The organism is Sphingopyxis sp. BE259 (genome assembly GCF_031457495.1).
In the GTDB taxonomy this organism is placed as follows: domain Bacteria; phylum Pseudomonadota; class Alphaproteobacteria; order Sphingomonadales; family Sphingomonadaceae; genus Sphingopyxis.
In genome coordinates, this window is the sequence record NZ_JAVDWM010000001.1 from 958,176 (window position 1) to 974,754 (window position 16,579).

Genomic DNA, 16,579 nt, shown 5'->3' on the forward strand with positions numbered 1-16,579 from the left:
GTAAACCGGATTATATTGCAGTTCGAACTTTGGGAGAAGATTTTTGAGCAGCGCAAGCGAAGCAAAACAGGTTGTGCGACAACCGTTGGAATCGCGCGCCGCAGTCGCGAAACTCGAGGCGGAGGGATGGAGCGATCTCCTTCCGAGCTGGACGCTCGCTGGCGCGATCGACGAAGCAGCGCGGCGATTCCCGACAAAGTCCGCGATCGTGCAGATCGATGCCGATACGACCAGCGCCAGCCGCCTCAGCTTCGCGGAATACCGTGACCAGGTTTTCCGCGCCGCCAATCTTTTTCGCAAATACGGCGACGGCGCACGGCCGGTCGTGGCCGTCATCATGCCCTTCTTGCCGCAAGCCTTCGTTGCCATGTGGGCCGGCGGAATCGCCGGACGCTATGTGCCGATCAACCCTTTTCTCGATGTCGAGCATGTCGCCGCGATCCTTGATGCGGCGGGCGCGAATATTCTCGTCACCGTGCCGCCGGAACAGGGTGGCGGCGTGTGGGAGCGCCTCGATGCGTTGCTCGAGCGTGCGCCGGGAGTGCGGCAGGTCTGGCTGGCCGGAGCAGGAGCGGGGGATCCGCGTGGCTTTGAGTCGGCGCTGGCACGGGAGAGCAGTGAACTTGCGTTCACCCCCGAAAGCGATCCCGCCGCCGAATGCGCCTATCTTCATACCGGCGGCACCACCGGCCGTCCGAAGCTCGTGCGCCACACCCACCAGGGGCAGCTTTTGCAGGGCTGGCTCTGCGGCATGGCGATGGGCGCCGAAGAAGATGTCGTCTTCGGACATGCCATGCCCAACTTCCACGTCGGCGGCGCAATTGCGTCGGGGACGCGCGGGATCGTCTATGGCCAGACGATCATCACGCTAACGGCCGACGGCTTTCGCAACCCCGCGGTGTTGGGTCGCTTCTGGGACATAGTTCGCGATCAAGGCATGACGGCGATCGTAACCGCGCCGACGACCGCGGCAGCGCTGGCCAGTGCCGAGGGTGAGGGGCCGGCGACCTTGACGCGCTACACGACCGGCGGCGGCCCGCTGCCCGTCGAGGTCGCGCGCGCATTCGACCGGCGCTTCGGCATTCAGCTCAAGGAAGTCTGGGGCGGCACGGAGTTCCACGGCATTTTGAGCTTCCACTATGACGGCGACGTCGCACCGCGCCTCGGCTCATGCGGGCGAGTGGTCCCCTTCCACCGCGTCATGTCGGCGATCCTCGACGGCAATCGCTTCGTTCGCGAAGCGGGTACCGAAGAGCGCGGGGTTCTTATCGCAACCGGCCCGACGCTCATTCCCGGCTATGTTGATCCCGCCGGGGACGCATCCTTCTTTGTCGAGGATGGCCCCGATGGCCTCGTCTGGGCGACCACCGGCGACATCGGCATGGTCGACGAGGACCATTATGTCTGGATCTTCGGGCGCGAGAAGGATGTCATCATCCGCGGCGGGCATAATATCGATTCCGCGTTGATCGACGAGGTGCTGGCCCAGCATCCTGCGGTGCTTCACGCCGCTGCGGTCGGACGCCCCTGTCCCTCGAAGGGCGAACTGCCGATCGCCTATGTCGAGCTCAAGCCCGGCGCCAAAGCCTCGGCAGAGGAGCTCGCCGCGCACGCCCGAGCGAATATCCAGGAACGCGCGGCCGTTCCGGTCGACATCATCGCGCTGGATGCCCTGCCGATGACCGCGGTCGGCAAGGTTTCCAAGCCGCACCTGCGCATCATGGCGATTGAGGCAGTGGGACGGGCCGAATGCCCCGAACGTGCCGTCGCGGTCGAGGAAAAGGGCGGCAAGCTGACTCTTGTCGTGACCGCCAAAGATGAAGCCGACCGCGCGCGGATCGAACGGATTTTTGCCCCTTACACCTTCACGACGCGGGTTGATTTGACCGGAGCCTTTGCATGACCTTTCGCAGCCCCCGCACCCAGCTACGCACCCACAGCGTCGAGAACCAACCGCCGCCGCTCGACGGCGCGAACGCCTTTCTCGCCGACCCGGCGCTTCGCGAAGCGGTCGCGCGGGAAGGCGGCGCTTGGGCGGCGGACGACCTCGCGGCGCTAGGCGCCAAGGTCTTCGATCCCGAATGGGTGCACAAGGCGGTCTCCGCAAATCGCAATACCCCCGAACTCAAGCGTTTCGACCGTTTTGGCCAGCGCGTCGACACCGTCGAGTTCCACCCCGCCTGGCACGACCTCATGGGCCTTGCCTATGAGCATGAGGTTCACGCGCTTCCCTGGCGAACGAAGAACCAAGGCGGGCATGTGGCGCGCGGAGCGGCCTCTATGCTCTTCGCGCAGCTTGAATGCGGCGTGCTCTGTCCGACCGCGATCACCTACGGCGTCGTGCCGATGATGTGGCAGCAGCCCGACCTCGCCGAACAGTGGGAGCCGCTCATGGTCTCAAAAGACTATGACCCGCGCCCGATCCCGCATGACGAGAAGAACGGCATCTCGATCGCCTTTACCGCGACCGAGAAACAGGGCGGCTCCGATATTCGCCGCAACATGACCGAGGCGAAACCGGCGGGGCAGGCTGGCCCCGGCCGCGAATATATCCTCACCGGGCACAAATGGTTCTGCTCGGCGGCGGGCGCCGACATCATCTTTGTCATCGCGCAGACTGAAAAGGGTCCGGGCTGTTTCCTCGTGCCGCGCTGGCTTCCCGACGGGACGCGCAATCCGATTTCGCTCGAGCGGCTGAAGGACAAGCTCGGGAACAAGTCGAACGCCTCGACCGAGCTCGAGTTCGAGGGCACCCATGGCTGGCTTGTCGGCGAGGAAGGCCGCGGCATCCCGGTGGTGATGGAATTCATGCTCCATACCCGCTTCGACGTATCGCTCGTACCCGCCGGAATCATGCGGCTCGGCCTCGCCCATGCGACGCATCATGCGCGAAACCGCACTGCCTTTCAGCGTCGTCTCATCGACCAGCCATTGATGCGCAACGTGCTTGCCGATCTCACGATCGAGAGCGAGGCGGCGACCGCGATGGTGTTCCGCATTGCGCGCGCCTTCGACGCCTCGCGCACCGACGAGGGCGAGCGCGTCTTCGGGCGCCTCGCGGTCGCGCTCTCCAAGTATTGGCTGAACAAGCGCGTCGTCCCCTTCATCCATGAAGCGATGGAGGTGCACGGCGGCGCTGGTTATATCGAGGAATCGGTGATCCCCCGCTATTATCGGGAGGCGCCGCTCAACGGCATCTGGGAAGGGGCGGGCAATGTCATCAGCCTCGACGTCCAGCGCGCGCTGCGTAAGGAACCGGCTGCGGCCGATCTTTTCTTTGCCGAGCTCGAAACCGCGCGCGGCGGCGACCGGCGCATGGATGCTGCGATCGCCGAGCTTGACCAGTTGATCCGCGGCGAACCGCTTGCAGACGAAAGCGCGCGCTATCTTGCCGAGCGCATGGCGCTTGCGCTTCAGGCTGCTGTTCTTATCCGTCACGCACCGCACGCTGTGGCCGACGCCTTCTGCGCGACACGGCTAGGCGGAGCGGGAGGCGCGGCCTTTGGCACCTTGCCCGCGGGTACCGACCAGGCCGCGATCCTTGAGCGGAGTTTCGACGTCGGTTGAACCTGTCCGCGCTCAGTGCGCTTCGGCATCAAGCGCGCGCACCCTTGCCAGGTCCGCGCCGGAGAAATGGCGCTCGCGCAGCGCGTCGCGTGCCCGCCGGTACGCCTCGCTATTGGGTTCGCTACGGGCCGCGATTCTTTGCAGGTCGCTGCGATAAGCCTTGAGACGCTGGTCCCATTTCGCGCGCACAGTATCAAGCATGGCGAGGCGCTCTGCTGCTTCGGCGCCATATTCTGACCGGCGCAGCGCCGCGATATCAGCGGTCGATCCGCCTGCTGCGCGCAGTGCCTCGACTCTGAGGTGCAACGCGGTCGGCGCCGTGGCGCGTTTTCGGGCATCGAGAAGCTCGGGCGGCAGCTGTGCATCGATCGCGACGAGCGCGCGCCGCCGCTCGTCCGGTGTCATCGCTGCATTGCGAAGGATCGCCAGGCGCTGCATATCGACGTCGGCGAGCGCGTCGTCGTCGCCATAAAAGGCCTTCGCGAGTGCGGGTCCAAGGACCGCTCGTTGCAAGGCGCGCATTTCGGCAACCCGTGCGCCAAGATCCCCCGACCCGGGCTTTTCCGAGGCAAGCGATGCGCGCGCCGCCGCCTGATAAGCGATATAGCGGTCAAGGACCGCGGCGATCTCGGCGATGGCACGATCGGTAAGTCCGCTGTTCACGGCGTGGAGAAGGATTCGTCCACGGAGCACCTCCTGGCTCTCCTCGCCGCCCGCGCTGAAGAAATAGTCGAAAACACGGCGGGCATTGCTGTCGGGCACAAAATGTCCGGCGCCGTCGATCGTGAACCCGCCGTCGACAGCGGTTCCGGCAAGCGATGCCGGCAGCGGTGCATGCGCGGCCGCCGGGATGGCGATACGCGGCCGCGCGGTGGCGGCCACGCCGGTTTCGGCGAGCGTGACGATCGAACCGCGCTCGCCGTCGCTGGTGCCGCTTCCCGGGACCATGCGCCAGGCTGTGCCTGCCACGAGAAGCAGCGCGCCGCCCGCCCCGATGATGAGCGCCTGTTGCGCTCGGGCGCTCGCGATCACAGGCCCGCTGTCTTCAACCGATTCGCATGGTTCCGGTATAGGGTGCGCGGATCGACCTCGAGCACCGATGTCAGCCCGAACAGATTGTTCACCTCGTCGAGATGGTTCATCCGGTAATCGTCGCGGATGACGGTTCCGAAATGGCTGGCGCAGGCCTCGACAAGACCGTCGTTGGGTTCGTCGTAGAACAGGCTGAGCGCCACCAGCGCCGGATCGCCGGGGTCATAGACGTTGGTAAAGGGCGCGGTGCCCGACCAGCTGTAATTGCGGATCGGTCCCGCCGATGTCTGGGTGACCGCCGCGCCCTGGCCGCAAGAGGTCGTCGGCATGCCGGCCGGAAAGCTCGCGTTAAAAGCCGCTATGCCCGCAGGCGAGAAATTCTTGAGCACCGCGGTGATGCTGACCGGATCAGGGCTGCCGCCGAGCGAGGCCCAGACCATGCTGACGAAATTGCTGAATGCGTTGGCGGCTGGCGTCGGGACGAGTTGGCCGTTGATGTCAAACGTGATGAGGTCCGAACCCTTGTGCGGCGATCCGACCGTCGTCAGCGAGGCCACGAGGTCGGGGCGGACCGCGGCGACATACCGGATATCGAGACCGCCCTGGCTGTGTCCGATCAGGTTGAATTTGAGTGCCGGTTTGCCTTTGATCGCGCGGATCTCGTCGAGCTGCACGATGAGCGATTCGCCGCGCACGACCGACGAATTGAACGGACTGACCTGGGTCACAAAGACTTCCGCGCCGCCCGAGCGGAGCGATTCGGGGATGCCGTTCCAATAAGGAAGCACACCGCCGAGCTCGTTGAATCCGGCGAGGCCATGTTGCAGGACGACGGGGTTCTTCGTCCGCGTGAAATCGCAATTCAACCAGCAGAACTGTGCCGCTGCTGGCTGCGCGGCTAGCAGCGCGGCAACCAGCAGTGCTGCCTTGACGACCGGCATGTAGATTTTCTTCATCGTCCATCTCCCAATCATGATTCTTGTCGGTTGATGTTGCGGCCTCGCGGACGTCAGTCGCGCCTCGTCGCGAGGAGCGGTTCGATCCAGCGCCACAGGTCGTCCACGACCTCCGCCCGGTTGGTCTCGTTCAGCATTTCGTGGCGGCCGCCTTGGTAAAGACGGCTGGTGACGCGCTTTCCGGCGCCCTTGTAGCGATCGATCAGCGGCGCGACGCCGCCCAGCACGCAGTGCAGCGGGTCCATGTCGCCCGAGAAGATAGTGATCGGAAGCGCGGCGGGGATCGCCATGATCGCTTGGGCGTCGGCGAGGCGCGGACCAGCGGCGGCAAGCGAGGCAAAGCTGGCCTCGGTCAACCCGAAGCCGCAGAGCGGATCGCCGATATAGGCGTCGACTTCGGCTTCGTCGCGGCTCAGCCAGTCGAAGGGGGTGCGCGCGGGCTCGAACGGGGAATTCAGCGCCGCGATCAGTTGCTCAGGATCGCCGCCAGCGGGGATATGATCGACCGCTACAGAACCCGAGAGGATAAGAGCGTCCAGCTTGGCGCCATGATCGATAGCGACCGCCTGCGCGACCATCGAACCCATCGAGTGGCCGAAAAGGATGAGCGGAAGGTCCGGGACGGCGGCGCGCGCTTGGTCGATCAGCGCGACAAGATCGCTCTCCACGCCGTCGAAGCCGCCTTCACCATAGTCGCCAAGCCGGTCCGCCGCGCGCGCGTCCTCGCCATGACCGCGATGATCGATCGCAAAGACCTCGACGCCGCGGCGGATGATCGGGGCGAGCGGCTCGAGATAGCGCACCGCATGCTCGCCCATGCCGTGGGAGAGAAGCATCACCGCACGCGCGGGCTCGCCCGACGACCAGCGTCGGGCGAGCGGGGCGAGTCCCGCCCGCTCGCGTAACCTGAAAAACGTCTCTTCGATCGGCGTGCTTGTCACCGGAAGCGCGCCGTCAGCTCGACGCCGAAGCGGCGCGGATAGGGAACGGTCGAAAATTTGGTCAGGGTCGAGGGGTCGATCTGGATGCCCGTCGATTTGCGATTGTCGGTGAGGTTCTTGGCATAGGCCGCGATCTCGAAGCGGCCCGAAGGTTCCACAAAGGCGATGCGGGCGCCGAGATCCCAGAAAGCGGGCACCCGGAAATCGGCGCTGTTGGTTGCCGAAAAATATTGGCGCGTGACGTTCGTCGCATCGACGTGAAAGCTCAGCGAACCCTCGGCGCCAACCGGCACGCGATAGTCCGCGGCCAGATTGAGCGTGCGGCGTGGCGCCTCGATGAGCTCATTGCCAGCGAGGTCGACACCATTGAGGACAAGCTCCTTATACTCGCTGTCGAGCAGCCCAAGTCCGGCCGAGAGGCTGAAGCCCTCAACAGGCCGCAGGACGGCCTCGATTTCGAGCCCCTTTATTTCCGACCGGCCCGCATTGACGAGCTGCTGCGCACCAATGCCGACGACGTTGATAAACTGCTGGTTACGGAACTTGTAGAGGAACGCCGAGGCGTTGAAGGTCAGCGCCCGGTCGAACAGCTGCGATTTCAGGCCGATTTCCCAGCTGTCGAGCTTCTCGGGATTGGCGACGTTCAGGTCGGCGGGGTTCGTCAGCGCGCCGCCGTTGATCGCGCTGCTGCGATAGCCACGCGCAAACTGGCCATAGAGCATGATGTCGTCGGCGGGCTTTAGCCGGACGCCGATGCGCCCCGTGGGCTCGCCGTCGCTATAGCTTTGGTCGGGCTGTACCGGGATGATCGGGGCGACCTGGAAATTGGTCAGGCGGCCCTTGTCCCATGTGTAGCGAACACCGCCATAAACGGCGAGCGCTTGGGAGATATCAAAGGTGCCGTCGGCATAGACGGCATAGGAACGGCGCGACTGCTCGTAGCTCTGGGTGAGCACCGGGAAAATCGGCGGGCCGCCGAACAGCAGATAGGTCGTCGCGATGTCGATATCGTCGCGCTGGTGATAGAGGCCGAAGATTGCGTTGAACGGCCCGCTGCCGTTGGTCGATAGGCGCAGATCCTGGCTATATTCCTCGGTCTTTGACCCGAAATCGATATGGAGCAGCGGCGCAACCGTGCCGTCGCCATCGACGAGGTTGAGGAAGCGGCCGCCGATATAGGAACTGATCGAGGTCAGCGTCACGCCGCCCAGATCCTTGTTCATCGTCAGAATCGCGCCGCGGCCGCGGACTTCGATCACGCCCGACCGGTCGGTCGCAACCTGGTGGCGGGAGAGCGGCGTGCCGTCGAACGGATTGACCCGGGGGTTGAGGCCAAAGGCATTGGTGCCGCCGGGGCCGAGACCTTCATTGATCGCGCCGATCGCGCGGGCGTCGTTCTGGACGGCGAAGAGCCGCAACGTCGCATCAAATCCCGCCTCGTCCTTGTACCCGATGGTCAGGCGGCCGGCCTTGCGATCGATGTTCGACAGGTCGCGCCCGGCGGGGTTCACATTTTCGATATAGCCGCCCGAATGCGCGACGTTGAACGCAAAACGCACCGAAAGTTTGTCCTCGATCAGCGGCGCCTCGCCGACACCCTTGATCTCGGCATAATTATATTCGCCATAGCCGACGCTGATCTCGCCTTCGTTGCGAAAGGTCGGCGCGCGCGAGATGAAGTTGATCGCGCCCGCAGTCGTGTTCTTGCCGAACAAGGTGCCTTGCGGTCCGCGCAGGACTTCGACGCGCTCGATGTCAAAGATCTGCGCGCCGCCCAGGAAAGAGGCACCGACATAGACTTCGTCGTAGAACACGCCCGTGGCCGAGATCGCGTTGAGATTGAATTCGGGGGTGGAGATGCCGCGGATCGCGAATTTGGGCTGGCTCTCGTCGCCAAGCACCGAGACGCGAAGATTGGGGGTCTGGCGCGCGATTTCGGTGCCGCTGTCGATCCCCGCCGCCTCGAGCTGGGCGCTGCCGAGCGCGGTCACCGAGACCGGCACATCCTGAAGGCGCTGCTCGCGCTTCTGCGCGGTGACGATGATGGTGCCGTCGTCGACCGAAGCGGCGACGTCATTGCCTGCCTGCGCCGCAGCAACCGCAGGACATAACGCAGCGCTGGCACAAAAAGTCATGAGCGCATGGCGGCGCAGCTTTCGAAATTCCATTTCGTCCTCTCCCGAACCGGCGGCAGCTATTGCGACTCGCCTGACACAGCCCTCCGCTGTGGCCGCTATATTATTCAGGATTGGAATAATTCCAAGCTGGAAGTTTCAAACTAGTAAATTAGTTTCCGTTCCAAATGCTTCCTCCAGGAAGGACAGGCCCGCCGCCAGCTTAGCCTGATCCATATGGCCGACGCGGCCTCTGAGAAATTCTGTCGCCGAAACGATCATCTTGCTTACGAAATCCTGACCGTCCTTTGTCAGCCGCAATTGCTTCTCGCGCCCGGACCCCGGGGTGTCGACGATCTCGATCAACCGGTGCGGCGCCGCCGCCATGTCATGGATGATCTTCGTCACGTTCGGCGGGCTCATCTCGAACCAGGCGCCGAGCATTGTCTCGACACCCTTGCGCGCCATCCACCCGTCAGCCCCGGCTTCGGCGTGGATCAGCCACAGCAAGGCGGCCTGTTTGCGGCCAAGCCGCCCCTGGCCGATCGCCTGCTCCATATCCATCCCAAAACGATAGTGCACCGGATAGAAATAGCGCAGCACCCGGTCGGCGAAGGCGTCGGTCTCCGCCGCCGTCGCCCTTGTGGCGGCATGCTTCGTCTCGGTCATTGGCTCGTCGTCCCTCTCGGCCAGACCGTCTTGCACGATGGCTGGGTGCGGGCGCAAGCCGTGACGTATCGGACGCGACGGTCCAAGCATATTCGCGCCGACCTGGAACGCGCCGATCTGAACGGGACGGTCGGCCTTGCGGTGCCGGGTCGGTCCTTTCGCTACTGGGGGAGAATCAGGCCGAGGAAATGACTGTCGGACCAGCCGCTTTTCCTGCCGGTGGCAAGCGCTGCGAGATCGAGCTTCGCCTGCCGCACAATCGTGAAGCGCTTTGAAGGAATGACATAGAGCCGCTGATCCCCCGCGCCGGCGGCGACGACCATATCAGCAGGGAGTACGTCGGCGTGGGCCGTGATATCGGTCGAGGCAGTTACGGCATCCTTGACGGGTGTGGCGCGCGGCAGCCACCAGGTCAGCCCATAGGCGGGATTGGCGGCACTTCCCTTGAAAAGCTCGGCCAGCGCCGCCCGATCAACAAGCGGCTTGCCATCGACCTGCCCGCCTGTGCGGACAAATTCGCCGATTTTCGCCCACTCCGAGGCGGACAGTACAACGCCTTGGGGCATGAGCGGCGCGCCATCGGGGCCGCCGCGCCAGTCGCCGACTGAGACCCCGATCGGCGTAAGAATGCGCCGCTCGATATAGTGCCGTGGATTGCCGCCCTCGCCTTTGGCGACGAGTTTACGGCGCATGATCTCGCCGAAAATCTGCATTGGGGCCGGACCATATTGGAACTTGCTGCCCGGCGTCGCGCTGAGTGGAGCCTTTACCGAATCGAGATAGCTTTGGGGTCGGCCAACGGCCGAGGTCTGTCCGCCAGTCATCGACAGCAGCTGGCGGACCGTGATCTTCGCCTTCTCCGGCTCACCCTTCCATTCGATAAGCGTGTCTGACGCTCGCTCATCAAGCGTCAACAGCGCGTCCTGCACCGCCGCCGCCGCCATCAGCCCCACGAGGCTTTTGGTGCCCGACCAGAGTTCCTGCGGTGTTGCGATTTCGGCGGAACGGCAGCGAACCTTGCCGTCCTCGAGCACCAACAGCGCGACGCCGTTATGCGCATCGGAATAGGCGATCGCTGCGGCGCAGCCGGGAAGTGGGGCAGGTTCGGCCGCCAGTGCAGGGACTGCGGCAACGGCGGCAGCGAGAAGGAGGGTGGTGCGCTTCAAAATCCTGCTCCCGTTTCTGATGCTTGTCATTGTTGATATTATCGATAATAATTTCAATCGCAATCATCGATTGCTCATGGGCTTGGCCGAATTAGGATGGCGCCGCGAGCAAGGAAAGCCGAACGGAGAGACATGGCCGCGACGAAAACCGAAGACGACAGCGCGCCGACGCAGGACCGCGTGATCGCGCGTCTGTTGACCGACGACATCGTCGAATGGCGGATCCCGCCCGGTTCGTGGCTGCGCGAGCGCGAAATCGCCGCGCGCTTCGGGGTGAGCCACGCGCCGGTTCGCGAGGCATTCCGGCACCTTGCGCGGATCGGGCTGGTCAAGGTCGTCCCGTGGCGCGGCACCTATGTGATCGATATCGACGAGCATGCCGCGAACGAGGTCTATGAGCTGTGGAAATCTCTGTTCGGCGTGGTTTGCCGCCTGGCGGCCGCCGAAATGACCGACCGCGACGGGCGCGAACTGATGCACCGGCTCGTCGAATATAAGGATGTCACCCAGCGCACCGACAATACGTTCGAGCATATCAAGGTATCAAACCGCATCGGGCGCTTTATCGCCAAACGCAGCAATGCCCCGCTCGCGCTTGAACTCCTCGACCGTGTCGCGCTGCTCGCGCGCTGGCAGCACAATGTCTATACCGACAGCTATATCGAGACGCATGGCAACGAGGCGGCGAAGCGCTCGGCCATTTTGTACGACGAGCTTTGCCGGCACATCGTCGCGCGCGACGGCAATGCCGCTGATGCGGTGGCGCGCGGCCTGATCGGTGTGACGCAGGACAGCTTTGGGCGCGCGCTCGAGGAATATAAGGCCCGCCATGCGAAGCCCAAGCCGGGGCGGCGGCGCGCAAAAGCGACATGAGCGGGTCCCCGACCGACCGCCGCACACTCCTCAAGGCAGGCCTCGCCGCGCCGATAGCGTTACAAGCGGGATCCGCTGCGGCCGGACCGAAGGATTTCACGATGTTCGGGCCCGAACGCCTCTTCGCGGATGTCAAAAGCTATGCCGAGGCCGGCAACAAGCAATCGGGCGGGGCGGGCGACCGCTGGACCGCCGACTGGACCGCAAAACGCTTGGCAGCTGCCGGGTTCGAGGTCGAACGCCAGTCGTTCGATGTGCCGTGGTTCGAGGCCTCACGCTGTGAACTCTCCATGGGTGCCCTCACAATACCGCTCGTGGCGCAGCCTCTGGCGATTGAGACCGGAGAAGCCGGGCTCGATGCGCCGCTCCGCCTCGCCGACACTGTCGGCCGCCTCGATGGCGCGATCGCCGTGGTGCGTTTGCCGTACCGCCGCTGGTCGAGCCTTGTCGATCGCACGGCAAGCGAGCCGCTCGCCGATGCAATGGCGCGCGGCGCGAGCGCGGTCATTCTCGTGACGACCGGTCCGACGGGCGAAGCCTTGCTCCTCAATGCTCCGGCCGATCGGCCCGCGTCGGACAAGCCGCTGGCCTTGCTTGCGCCGCGGCTTGCTGCACCGGTGATCGAGGCCGCGCGCCACGGTGCCAAGGCGAAGCTGCTGCTTCGCGGTCGCGGCGGCACGCGCGCGGCACAGAATGTGATCGGTCGGCGCGTTCGCCCGGGCCGATCCTGGCTGGTCGTTTCGACGCCGCGCTCGGGCTGGACCGATTGTGTCGGCGAACGCGGCCCCGGCATCGCGATCTGGCTGGCGCTAGCGGAATGGACGCCCCGGGCCTTTCCGCGGCACAGCCTGCTCTTCGTGTGCAACAGCGGGCACGAATATGAGAATGTCGGCGCGAGCCATATCGTCGAAAAGGTCGGTCCGCCGCCCAGCGAAACCGATTTCTGGCTGCATCTCGGTGCGAATGCCGCGACGCGCGATTATCAGGAAACACCGGGGCGCTTGCTGCCGCTGCCGAGCGCCGATCCCTATCGATTCCTCATGACATCGCCCGAGTTTGTCGATCGCGCCCGCGAGATATTCAGCGGTCAGCCGGGTATAGAGATGGCCTATCCGTCGGCGGATGGCACGGCGGGCGAACTCTCTGAGGTCGTCAAGGCCGGCTACCGGCGCCACGCGGGCATCTTTGGGGCGCATCGTCACCACCACGCCGCCACCGACGATCTGTCGACCGTCGCGCCTGCACCGCTTGCCGCTACGGCGCGCGGCTTTCGAGACCTGCTGACCGCTGTCATCCCCATAATCCGCTGAGCGGCGCGCCGGGTGGTGCATTTTTCCGGCTTGACTCGTGCGCACTTATGCACAAAATTATCGATAATAATTGCAATAAGACGATGGGAGAGACTTTATGGGACGCAAGGCGCACCTGCTTTTCTGCACGGCTGCCATTTGGGTAGCGGCAGGCCCGACGGCCTTCGCGCAGGATCGGCCGTCGGCGTCTCTCCCAGCCGATGAAGCCGTAGAAGCGGACGACGACGGCGCGATCGTCGTGACCGCGCGCCGCCGCGAAGAGCGGCTGGCCGATGTGCCAACGGCGGCTTCGGTCATCGATATCACGTCACTGACCGATCGCGGCGGGGCGACGGGCAGCGGTGAATTGCTCGCCGATCAACCCAGCGTCCGCTTCAACAATCTGAACTCGTCGGTCACGTCGGAGATTTCGATCCGCGCCTCGTCGACCGCGCGCGCGACGAACGGCGACCCGAGCGTCGGCCTCTATCGCAACGGTGCCTATATCGCTGGCGGCCCGGTGGGCGGGCGCAACTTCACGCGGCTCGACCTGCTCGACATCGGCCGCATCGAGGTGCTGCGCGGGACCCAGGGCGCGCTGTATGGCCGCAACGCGGTGGGCGGCGCGATCAACATCATCTCCGCCGAACCCGAGTTCGATCTCTCGGGCTGGGCGAGCGCGCGCTATGGCTTCGAGAACAACAGCTTTCAGACGCAGGGTGCGATCAACGTCCCGCTCGCCGATGGCCTTGCGATCCGCCTCAGCGGCGATCTCGTCGAGCAGGACAAGGGTTTCTTCTACAATCCCGACAATGACGTCTATTTCGACCAGCAGAAGGGGCATGGGCTGCGCGGCCAGATCCGGCTGAAGCGCGGGCCGGTCGATGCGATCATCACCGCCGAGACGCAGCGGCTGACGACGCCGACGATCCACTACCAGATCTCCATTCCTGCCGGTACGCCGGGCTTTCCGGGCGGATATACGCAGGATCGTTTTCGTTACCCCTGGAACACCGCGCCGCGCGCAAGCCAGGACGTGGACGGGTTGCAGGCGCTCATCCGGATCGACCTCGGCGGCGCCGACCTCACGTCGACGACGTCCTTCCGCAAGCGCACGTCCGAATATGATCTCGACAATGACGCGATCAGCCCCGCCGAACTGGCGCGCGCGCGCGCCGCGGGGCAGATCGGCGCGCTCACGCCGCTCGATGCCAACACCGCGTCCTACGTCGTCGACACGACCGACAATTTTTCGCAGGACATTCATGTCAGCGGGGCGAGCGATCGCTTCACATGGCTGGTCGGCGCCGAAATGCTGCTGCTCGACAGCGATTTCTCGGTGGCGACGACGCGCACGCCGACCCTCGCCAATCCGTCGCCGGGCAATATCGCGCCCGCGCGGCTCCATTTCGAAAGCTATGCCGCCTATGGCTCGCTCGGCTTCGACTTCACCGACAGCCTCAACCTGACCGGCGAACTGCGCTATACCCGCGACAGCCGGAGCATCTCGGCGCGGCTTTACGATTTGGGGACCGGCCTGCCGAGCGGCGGACCGTCGCGGATTATCGACGACAGCATCAACGCCGACAATCTCTCCTACAACGTGACGCTGTCCTACAAGCTCACGGCGAATGTCCTCGCTTATGGCAAAGTCGGCAGCAGCTATCGCGCCGGCGGGTTCAACACGCGCCTCTCCGATCCGCGCGCGCCGAGCCCGGTACAGGTGCTGTTCGGCAACGAAAACAGCACGTCTTACGAAGTCGGCATCAAGGGCAGTCCGATCCGGCGCGGCTATTTCGCAATTGCGGGCTATTACACCGAGCTTGAAGATCTGATCGCGCAGGTCGACGACGGCTGCGCGCTCACCAACCCGGCGTGCCCGATCGCCGCGGTCGCGTATCTGACCAACGCAGGCGATGCGAAAAGCTGGGGTATCGAGGCCGAATATAGCCAGGGCTTCGATCTCGGCGAAGGCAATGGCCGCCTAGCCTTGAGTGGCTCGCGGCAAGAGGGCAAGGTCAAGAGCGGCCGCTATGACGGGCTGGACCTTGCGCAGGTTCCCGACTGGCTGGCTTCGGCCAACCTCAATCTGCGCTACCCGGTCACGAAGGATGTATCGCTGACCAGCAACGTCCTGGTCAGCGGCCAATGGGGCGGCAAGCAGGAGCTGACGGCGACGTCGGTCGACCTCGATGATTATGTCCTTGTCAATCTTCGGGTCGGCGCCGAGTTCGGAAAGGTCAGCGTCAGCGCGTTTGCGAACAACCTCTTCGACAAGGTCTATTTTGTCGCGCAGGCGCCGACGATCAATCGGTACAGCCAGCCGCGGGTCATCGGCGTCGAAGGACGCATTACTTTCTAGGTCGCGCGCCCGTCCGCGGCCCTTGGCTGCGGGCCGGGACGGGAAGGAGACCGGCATGCGGCATTGGGTCACGGCAGCAATCGCCGGCGCAGCGACACTGGCCGGATCGGCGTCCGTCGCCGCGGCGGAGACTGCCCCCGCGGCGACAATCGCGCAGGGGCGCCTTACGGGCGCACGAACGGCGGAAGTCGAGCGCTTCCTTGATATCCCTTTCGCCGCCGCACCGGTCGGCGCGCTTCGCTGGCGTGCGCCGCAGGCGCCGCCGCGCTGGCGGGGCGTCCGCGATGCCTCGAAACTGGGCCCAGCTTGTCCGCAGACGGTGCGTCCTGCGCTGGTCGCGGGCGGGGTTGCCGAGCATCAGTCGGAGGATTGCCTACAGCTGAATATCTGGCGCCCGGCGGGGGCGCGAAAGCTGCCAGTGATGGTCTGGATCCATGGCGGCGCCCATGTGGTCGGTTCGGGCACCTTCCCGGTTTTCGACGGCACCGCCTTTGCGCGGCAAGGCGTGATCCTGGTGACGATCAACTATCGGTTGGGCGCGCTCGGTTATTTCGCCCATCCCGCCCTCAGCGCCTCCAAGCCGCGCGGCGAGGCGCTCGCCAATTACGGACTGATGGACCAACTGGCCGCGCTGCGGTGGGTGAAGAAAAATATCGCCGCATTCGGTGGCGATCCGCGCCAAGTCACCTTGTTCGGCGAATCCGCCGGGGCGATCGGAGTGACGACGATCCTTGCCCAGCCCGAAGCCAAAGGCCTGTTCGCCAAGGCGATCATCCAGTCGGGCGTCGGCCTTCTCGATCCGCGCCCGCTTGCCGAGCAAGAAGCGCTAGGCGCGGCGTTGGCAGCGCGCGCCGGTGCGCCGTCTTCGGCTTCGCTCGAGGCGCTTCGCGCGCTGCCCGCCGCCGCGCTCGTCACCGCTGGCGAGGTCCGGACACCGGACGCGATGGTCGGCCCCATTCTCGACGGCGAGCTGGTGAGCGAAGCGCCCTGGCGCGTTTTTGCGCGCAGCGAGCCGATCGACGTTCCGCTCCTCGTCGGCGCCAACAGCAATGAGGCAAGCGTGATCCTCGCCATGGGGGTGCCGCCTGCGGCAGCGCTCGCCTATCTCGGTCCCGATCAGGTGGCTGGGCGCGCGGCCTATGGCACAGGTCTCGCCGACGACGAGCTGGCACGCCAGGTGCTGGGCGACGCCTGGTTCGTCGCCCCGGCGCGCTGGCTCGCGGCGCGGACGGCGGCCGGTGCGCCCTCCTACCTCTATCATTTCGACTATGTCGCGGCGGCGCGGCGCGGCCGCGCCAAAGGCGCCGCGCACGGGTCTGAGATTCCCTATCTGTTCGGGACGCTGGACTATCTTGCTTCGCTCGCCGGGCCGGTCGAGGACGAAGATCGCCGCTTCGGCGAGGGCATGTCCGCCTGCTGGGTTGCCTTTGCCAAGACGGGCGTTCCCGGCTGCGCACCGGTTCGTGATTGGCCGCGGTACGAGGTCGCAAGCGACCGGCTCGCGAAGTTTGGGCCGCAATCGGGCGTCTTCGCCGACTTTCGCAAGACACAGCTCGACCATCTGCTGATGATTCACTTCGGGAGCGGCCAACCCCGGCCCTAGCCCGCTC

General features: G+C 65.0%; 12 protein-coding genes. 6 read left to right on the plus strand and 6 right to left on the minus strand.

Features of this window, described 5'->3' with window-relative positions:
- Nucleotides 1-43: 43 nt before the first annotated feature.
- Nucleotides 44-1,903, plus strand: coding sequence for an AMP-binding protein (locus J2X44_RS04680; RefSeq protein WP_310088229.1), 1,860 nt, complete (start codon nt 44-46; stop codon nt 1,901-1,903).
- A complete protein-coding gene (locus J2X44_RS04685; protein ID WP_310088230.1) occupies nt 1,900-3,567 on the plus strand; it encodes an acyl-CoA dehydrogenase family protein in 1,668 nt (555 codons plus the stop codon). Before J2X44_RS04680 ends, J2X44_RS04685 begins: the two co-directional genes overlap by 4 nt.
- Before the next feature lie 12 nt (nt 3,568-3,579).
- On the opposite strand, the gene J2X44_RS04690 is transcribed toward J2X44_RS04685, so the two are convergent.
- From J2X44_RS04690 to J2X44_RS04715, 6 genes are all read right to left on the minus strand, one after another.
- Entirely contained in the window at nt 3,580-4,599 is a 1,020-nt protein-coding gene (locus J2X44_RS04690) for a lipase secretion chaperone (protein WP_310088232.1), read from the minus strand.
- A complete protein-coding gene (locus J2X44_RS04695) occupies nt 4,596-5,555 on the minus strand; it encodes a triacylglycerol lipase (protein ID WP_310088233.1) in 960 nt (319 codons plus the stop codon). Before J2X44_RS04695 ends, J2X44_RS04690 begins: the two co-directional genes overlap by 4 nt.
- A 53-nt stretch (nt 5,556-5,608) precedes the next feature.
- Nucleotides 5,609-6,496, minus strand: a complete 888-nt coding sequence (locus J2X44_RS04700; RefSeq protein WP_310088235.1) for an alpha/beta fold hydrolase — start codon at nt 6,494-6,496, stop codon at nt 5,609-5,611.
- A complete protein-coding gene (locus J2X44_RS04705; RefSeq protein WP_310088237.1) occupies nt 6,493-8,664 on the minus strand; it encodes a TonB-dependent receptor in 2,172 nt (723 codons plus the stop codon). Before J2X44_RS04705 ends, J2X44_RS04700 begins: the two co-directional genes overlap by 4 nt.
- A gap of 105 nt (nt 8,665-8,769) precedes the next feature.
- Nucleotides 8,770-9,279 carry a hypothetical protein gene (locus J2X44_RS04710; protein WP_310088238.1) on the minus strand — a complete coding sequence of 170 codons (510 nt, stop codon included), beginning with the start codon at nt 9,277-9,279 and terminating at the stop codon, nt 8,770-8,772.
- 161 nt (nt 9,280-9,440) lie between these two features.
- Entirely contained in the window at nt 9,441-10,508 is a 1,068-nt protein-coding gene (locus tag J2X44_RS04715) for a serine hydrolase domain-containing protein (protein ID WP_310088239.1), read from the minus strand.
- A 69-nt stretch (nt 10,509-10,577) separates the two neighbouring features.
- On the opposite strand from J2X44_RS04715, the gene J2X44_RS04720 reads away from it, so the two are divergent.
- The 4 genes from J2X44_RS04720 (at nt 10,578) to J2X44_RS04735 (ending at nt 16,572) form a co-directional block, all read left to right on the plus strand.
- Nucleotides 10,578-11,318: a GntR family transcriptional regulator gene (locus tag J2X44_RS04720; protein ID WP_310088240.1), complete on the plus strand. Its 741-nt coding sequence runs from the start codon at nt 10,578-10,580 to the stop codon at nt 11,316-11,318.
- A gap of 101 nt (nt 11,319-11,419) precedes the next feature.
- Nucleotides 11,420-12,628: a hypothetical protein gene (locus tag J2X44_RS04725; RefSeq protein WP_310088241.1), complete on the plus strand. Its 1,209-nt coding sequence runs from the start codon at nt 11,420-11,422 to the stop codon at nt 12,626-12,628.
- Between the two features lie 97 nt (nt 12,629-12,725).
- Nucleotides 12,726-14,969 carry a TonB-dependent receptor domain-containing protein gene (locus J2X44_RS04730; RefSeq protein ID WP_310088243.1) on the plus strand — a complete coding sequence of 748 codons (2,244 nt, stop codon included), beginning with the start codon at nt 12,726-12,728 and terminating at the stop codon, nt 14,967-14,969.
- Between the two features lie 55 nt (nt 14,970-15,024).
- Nucleotides 15,025-16,572 carry a carboxylesterase family protein gene (locus J2X44_RS04735; protein ID WP_310088245.1) on the plus strand — a complete coding sequence of 516 codons (1,548 nt, stop codon included), beginning with the start codon at nt 15,025-15,027 and terminating at the stop codon, nt 16,570-16,572.
- Nucleotides 16,573-16,579 lie beyond the last annotated feature (7 nt).

What these genes read in the sequence shown, in the direction of transcription:
- J2X44_RS04685 (WP_310088230.1), top strand. Translation starts at nt 1,900, where the DNA reads ATGACCTTTCGCAGCCCCCGCACCCAGCTACGCACCCACAGCGTCGAG.
- J2X44_RS04695 (WP_310088233.1), bottom strand. Translation starts at nt 5,555, where the DNA reads ATGAAGAAAATCTACATGCCGGTCGTCAAGGCAGCACTGCTGGTTGCC.
- J2X44_RS04705 (WP_310088237.1), bottom strand. Translation starts at nt 8,664, where the DNA reads ATGGAATTTCGAAAGCTGCGCCGCCATGCGCTCATGACTTTTTGTGCC.
- J2X44_RS04710 (WP_310088238.1), bottom strand. Translation starts at nt 9,279, where the DNA reads ATGACCGAGACGAAGCATGCCGCCACAAGGGCGACGGCGGCGGAGACC.
- J2X44_RS04720 (WP_310088240.1), top strand. Translation starts at nt 10,578, where the DNA reads ATGGCCGCGACGAAAACCGAAGACGACAGCGCGCCGACGCAGGACCGC.
- J2X44_RS04725 (WP_310088241.1), top strand. Translation starts at nt 11,420, where the DNA reads ATGTTCGGGCCCGAACGCCTCTTCGCGGATGTCAAAAGCTATGCCGAG.
- J2X44_RS04730 (WP_310088243.1), top strand. Translation starts at nt 12,726, where the DNA reads ATGGGACGCAAGGCGCACCTGCTTTTCTGCACGGCTGCCATTTGGGTA.
- J2X44_RS04735 (WP_310088245.1), top strand. Translation starts at nt 15,025, where the DNA reads ATGCGGCATTGGGTCACGGCAGCAATCGCCGGCGCAGCGACACTGGCC.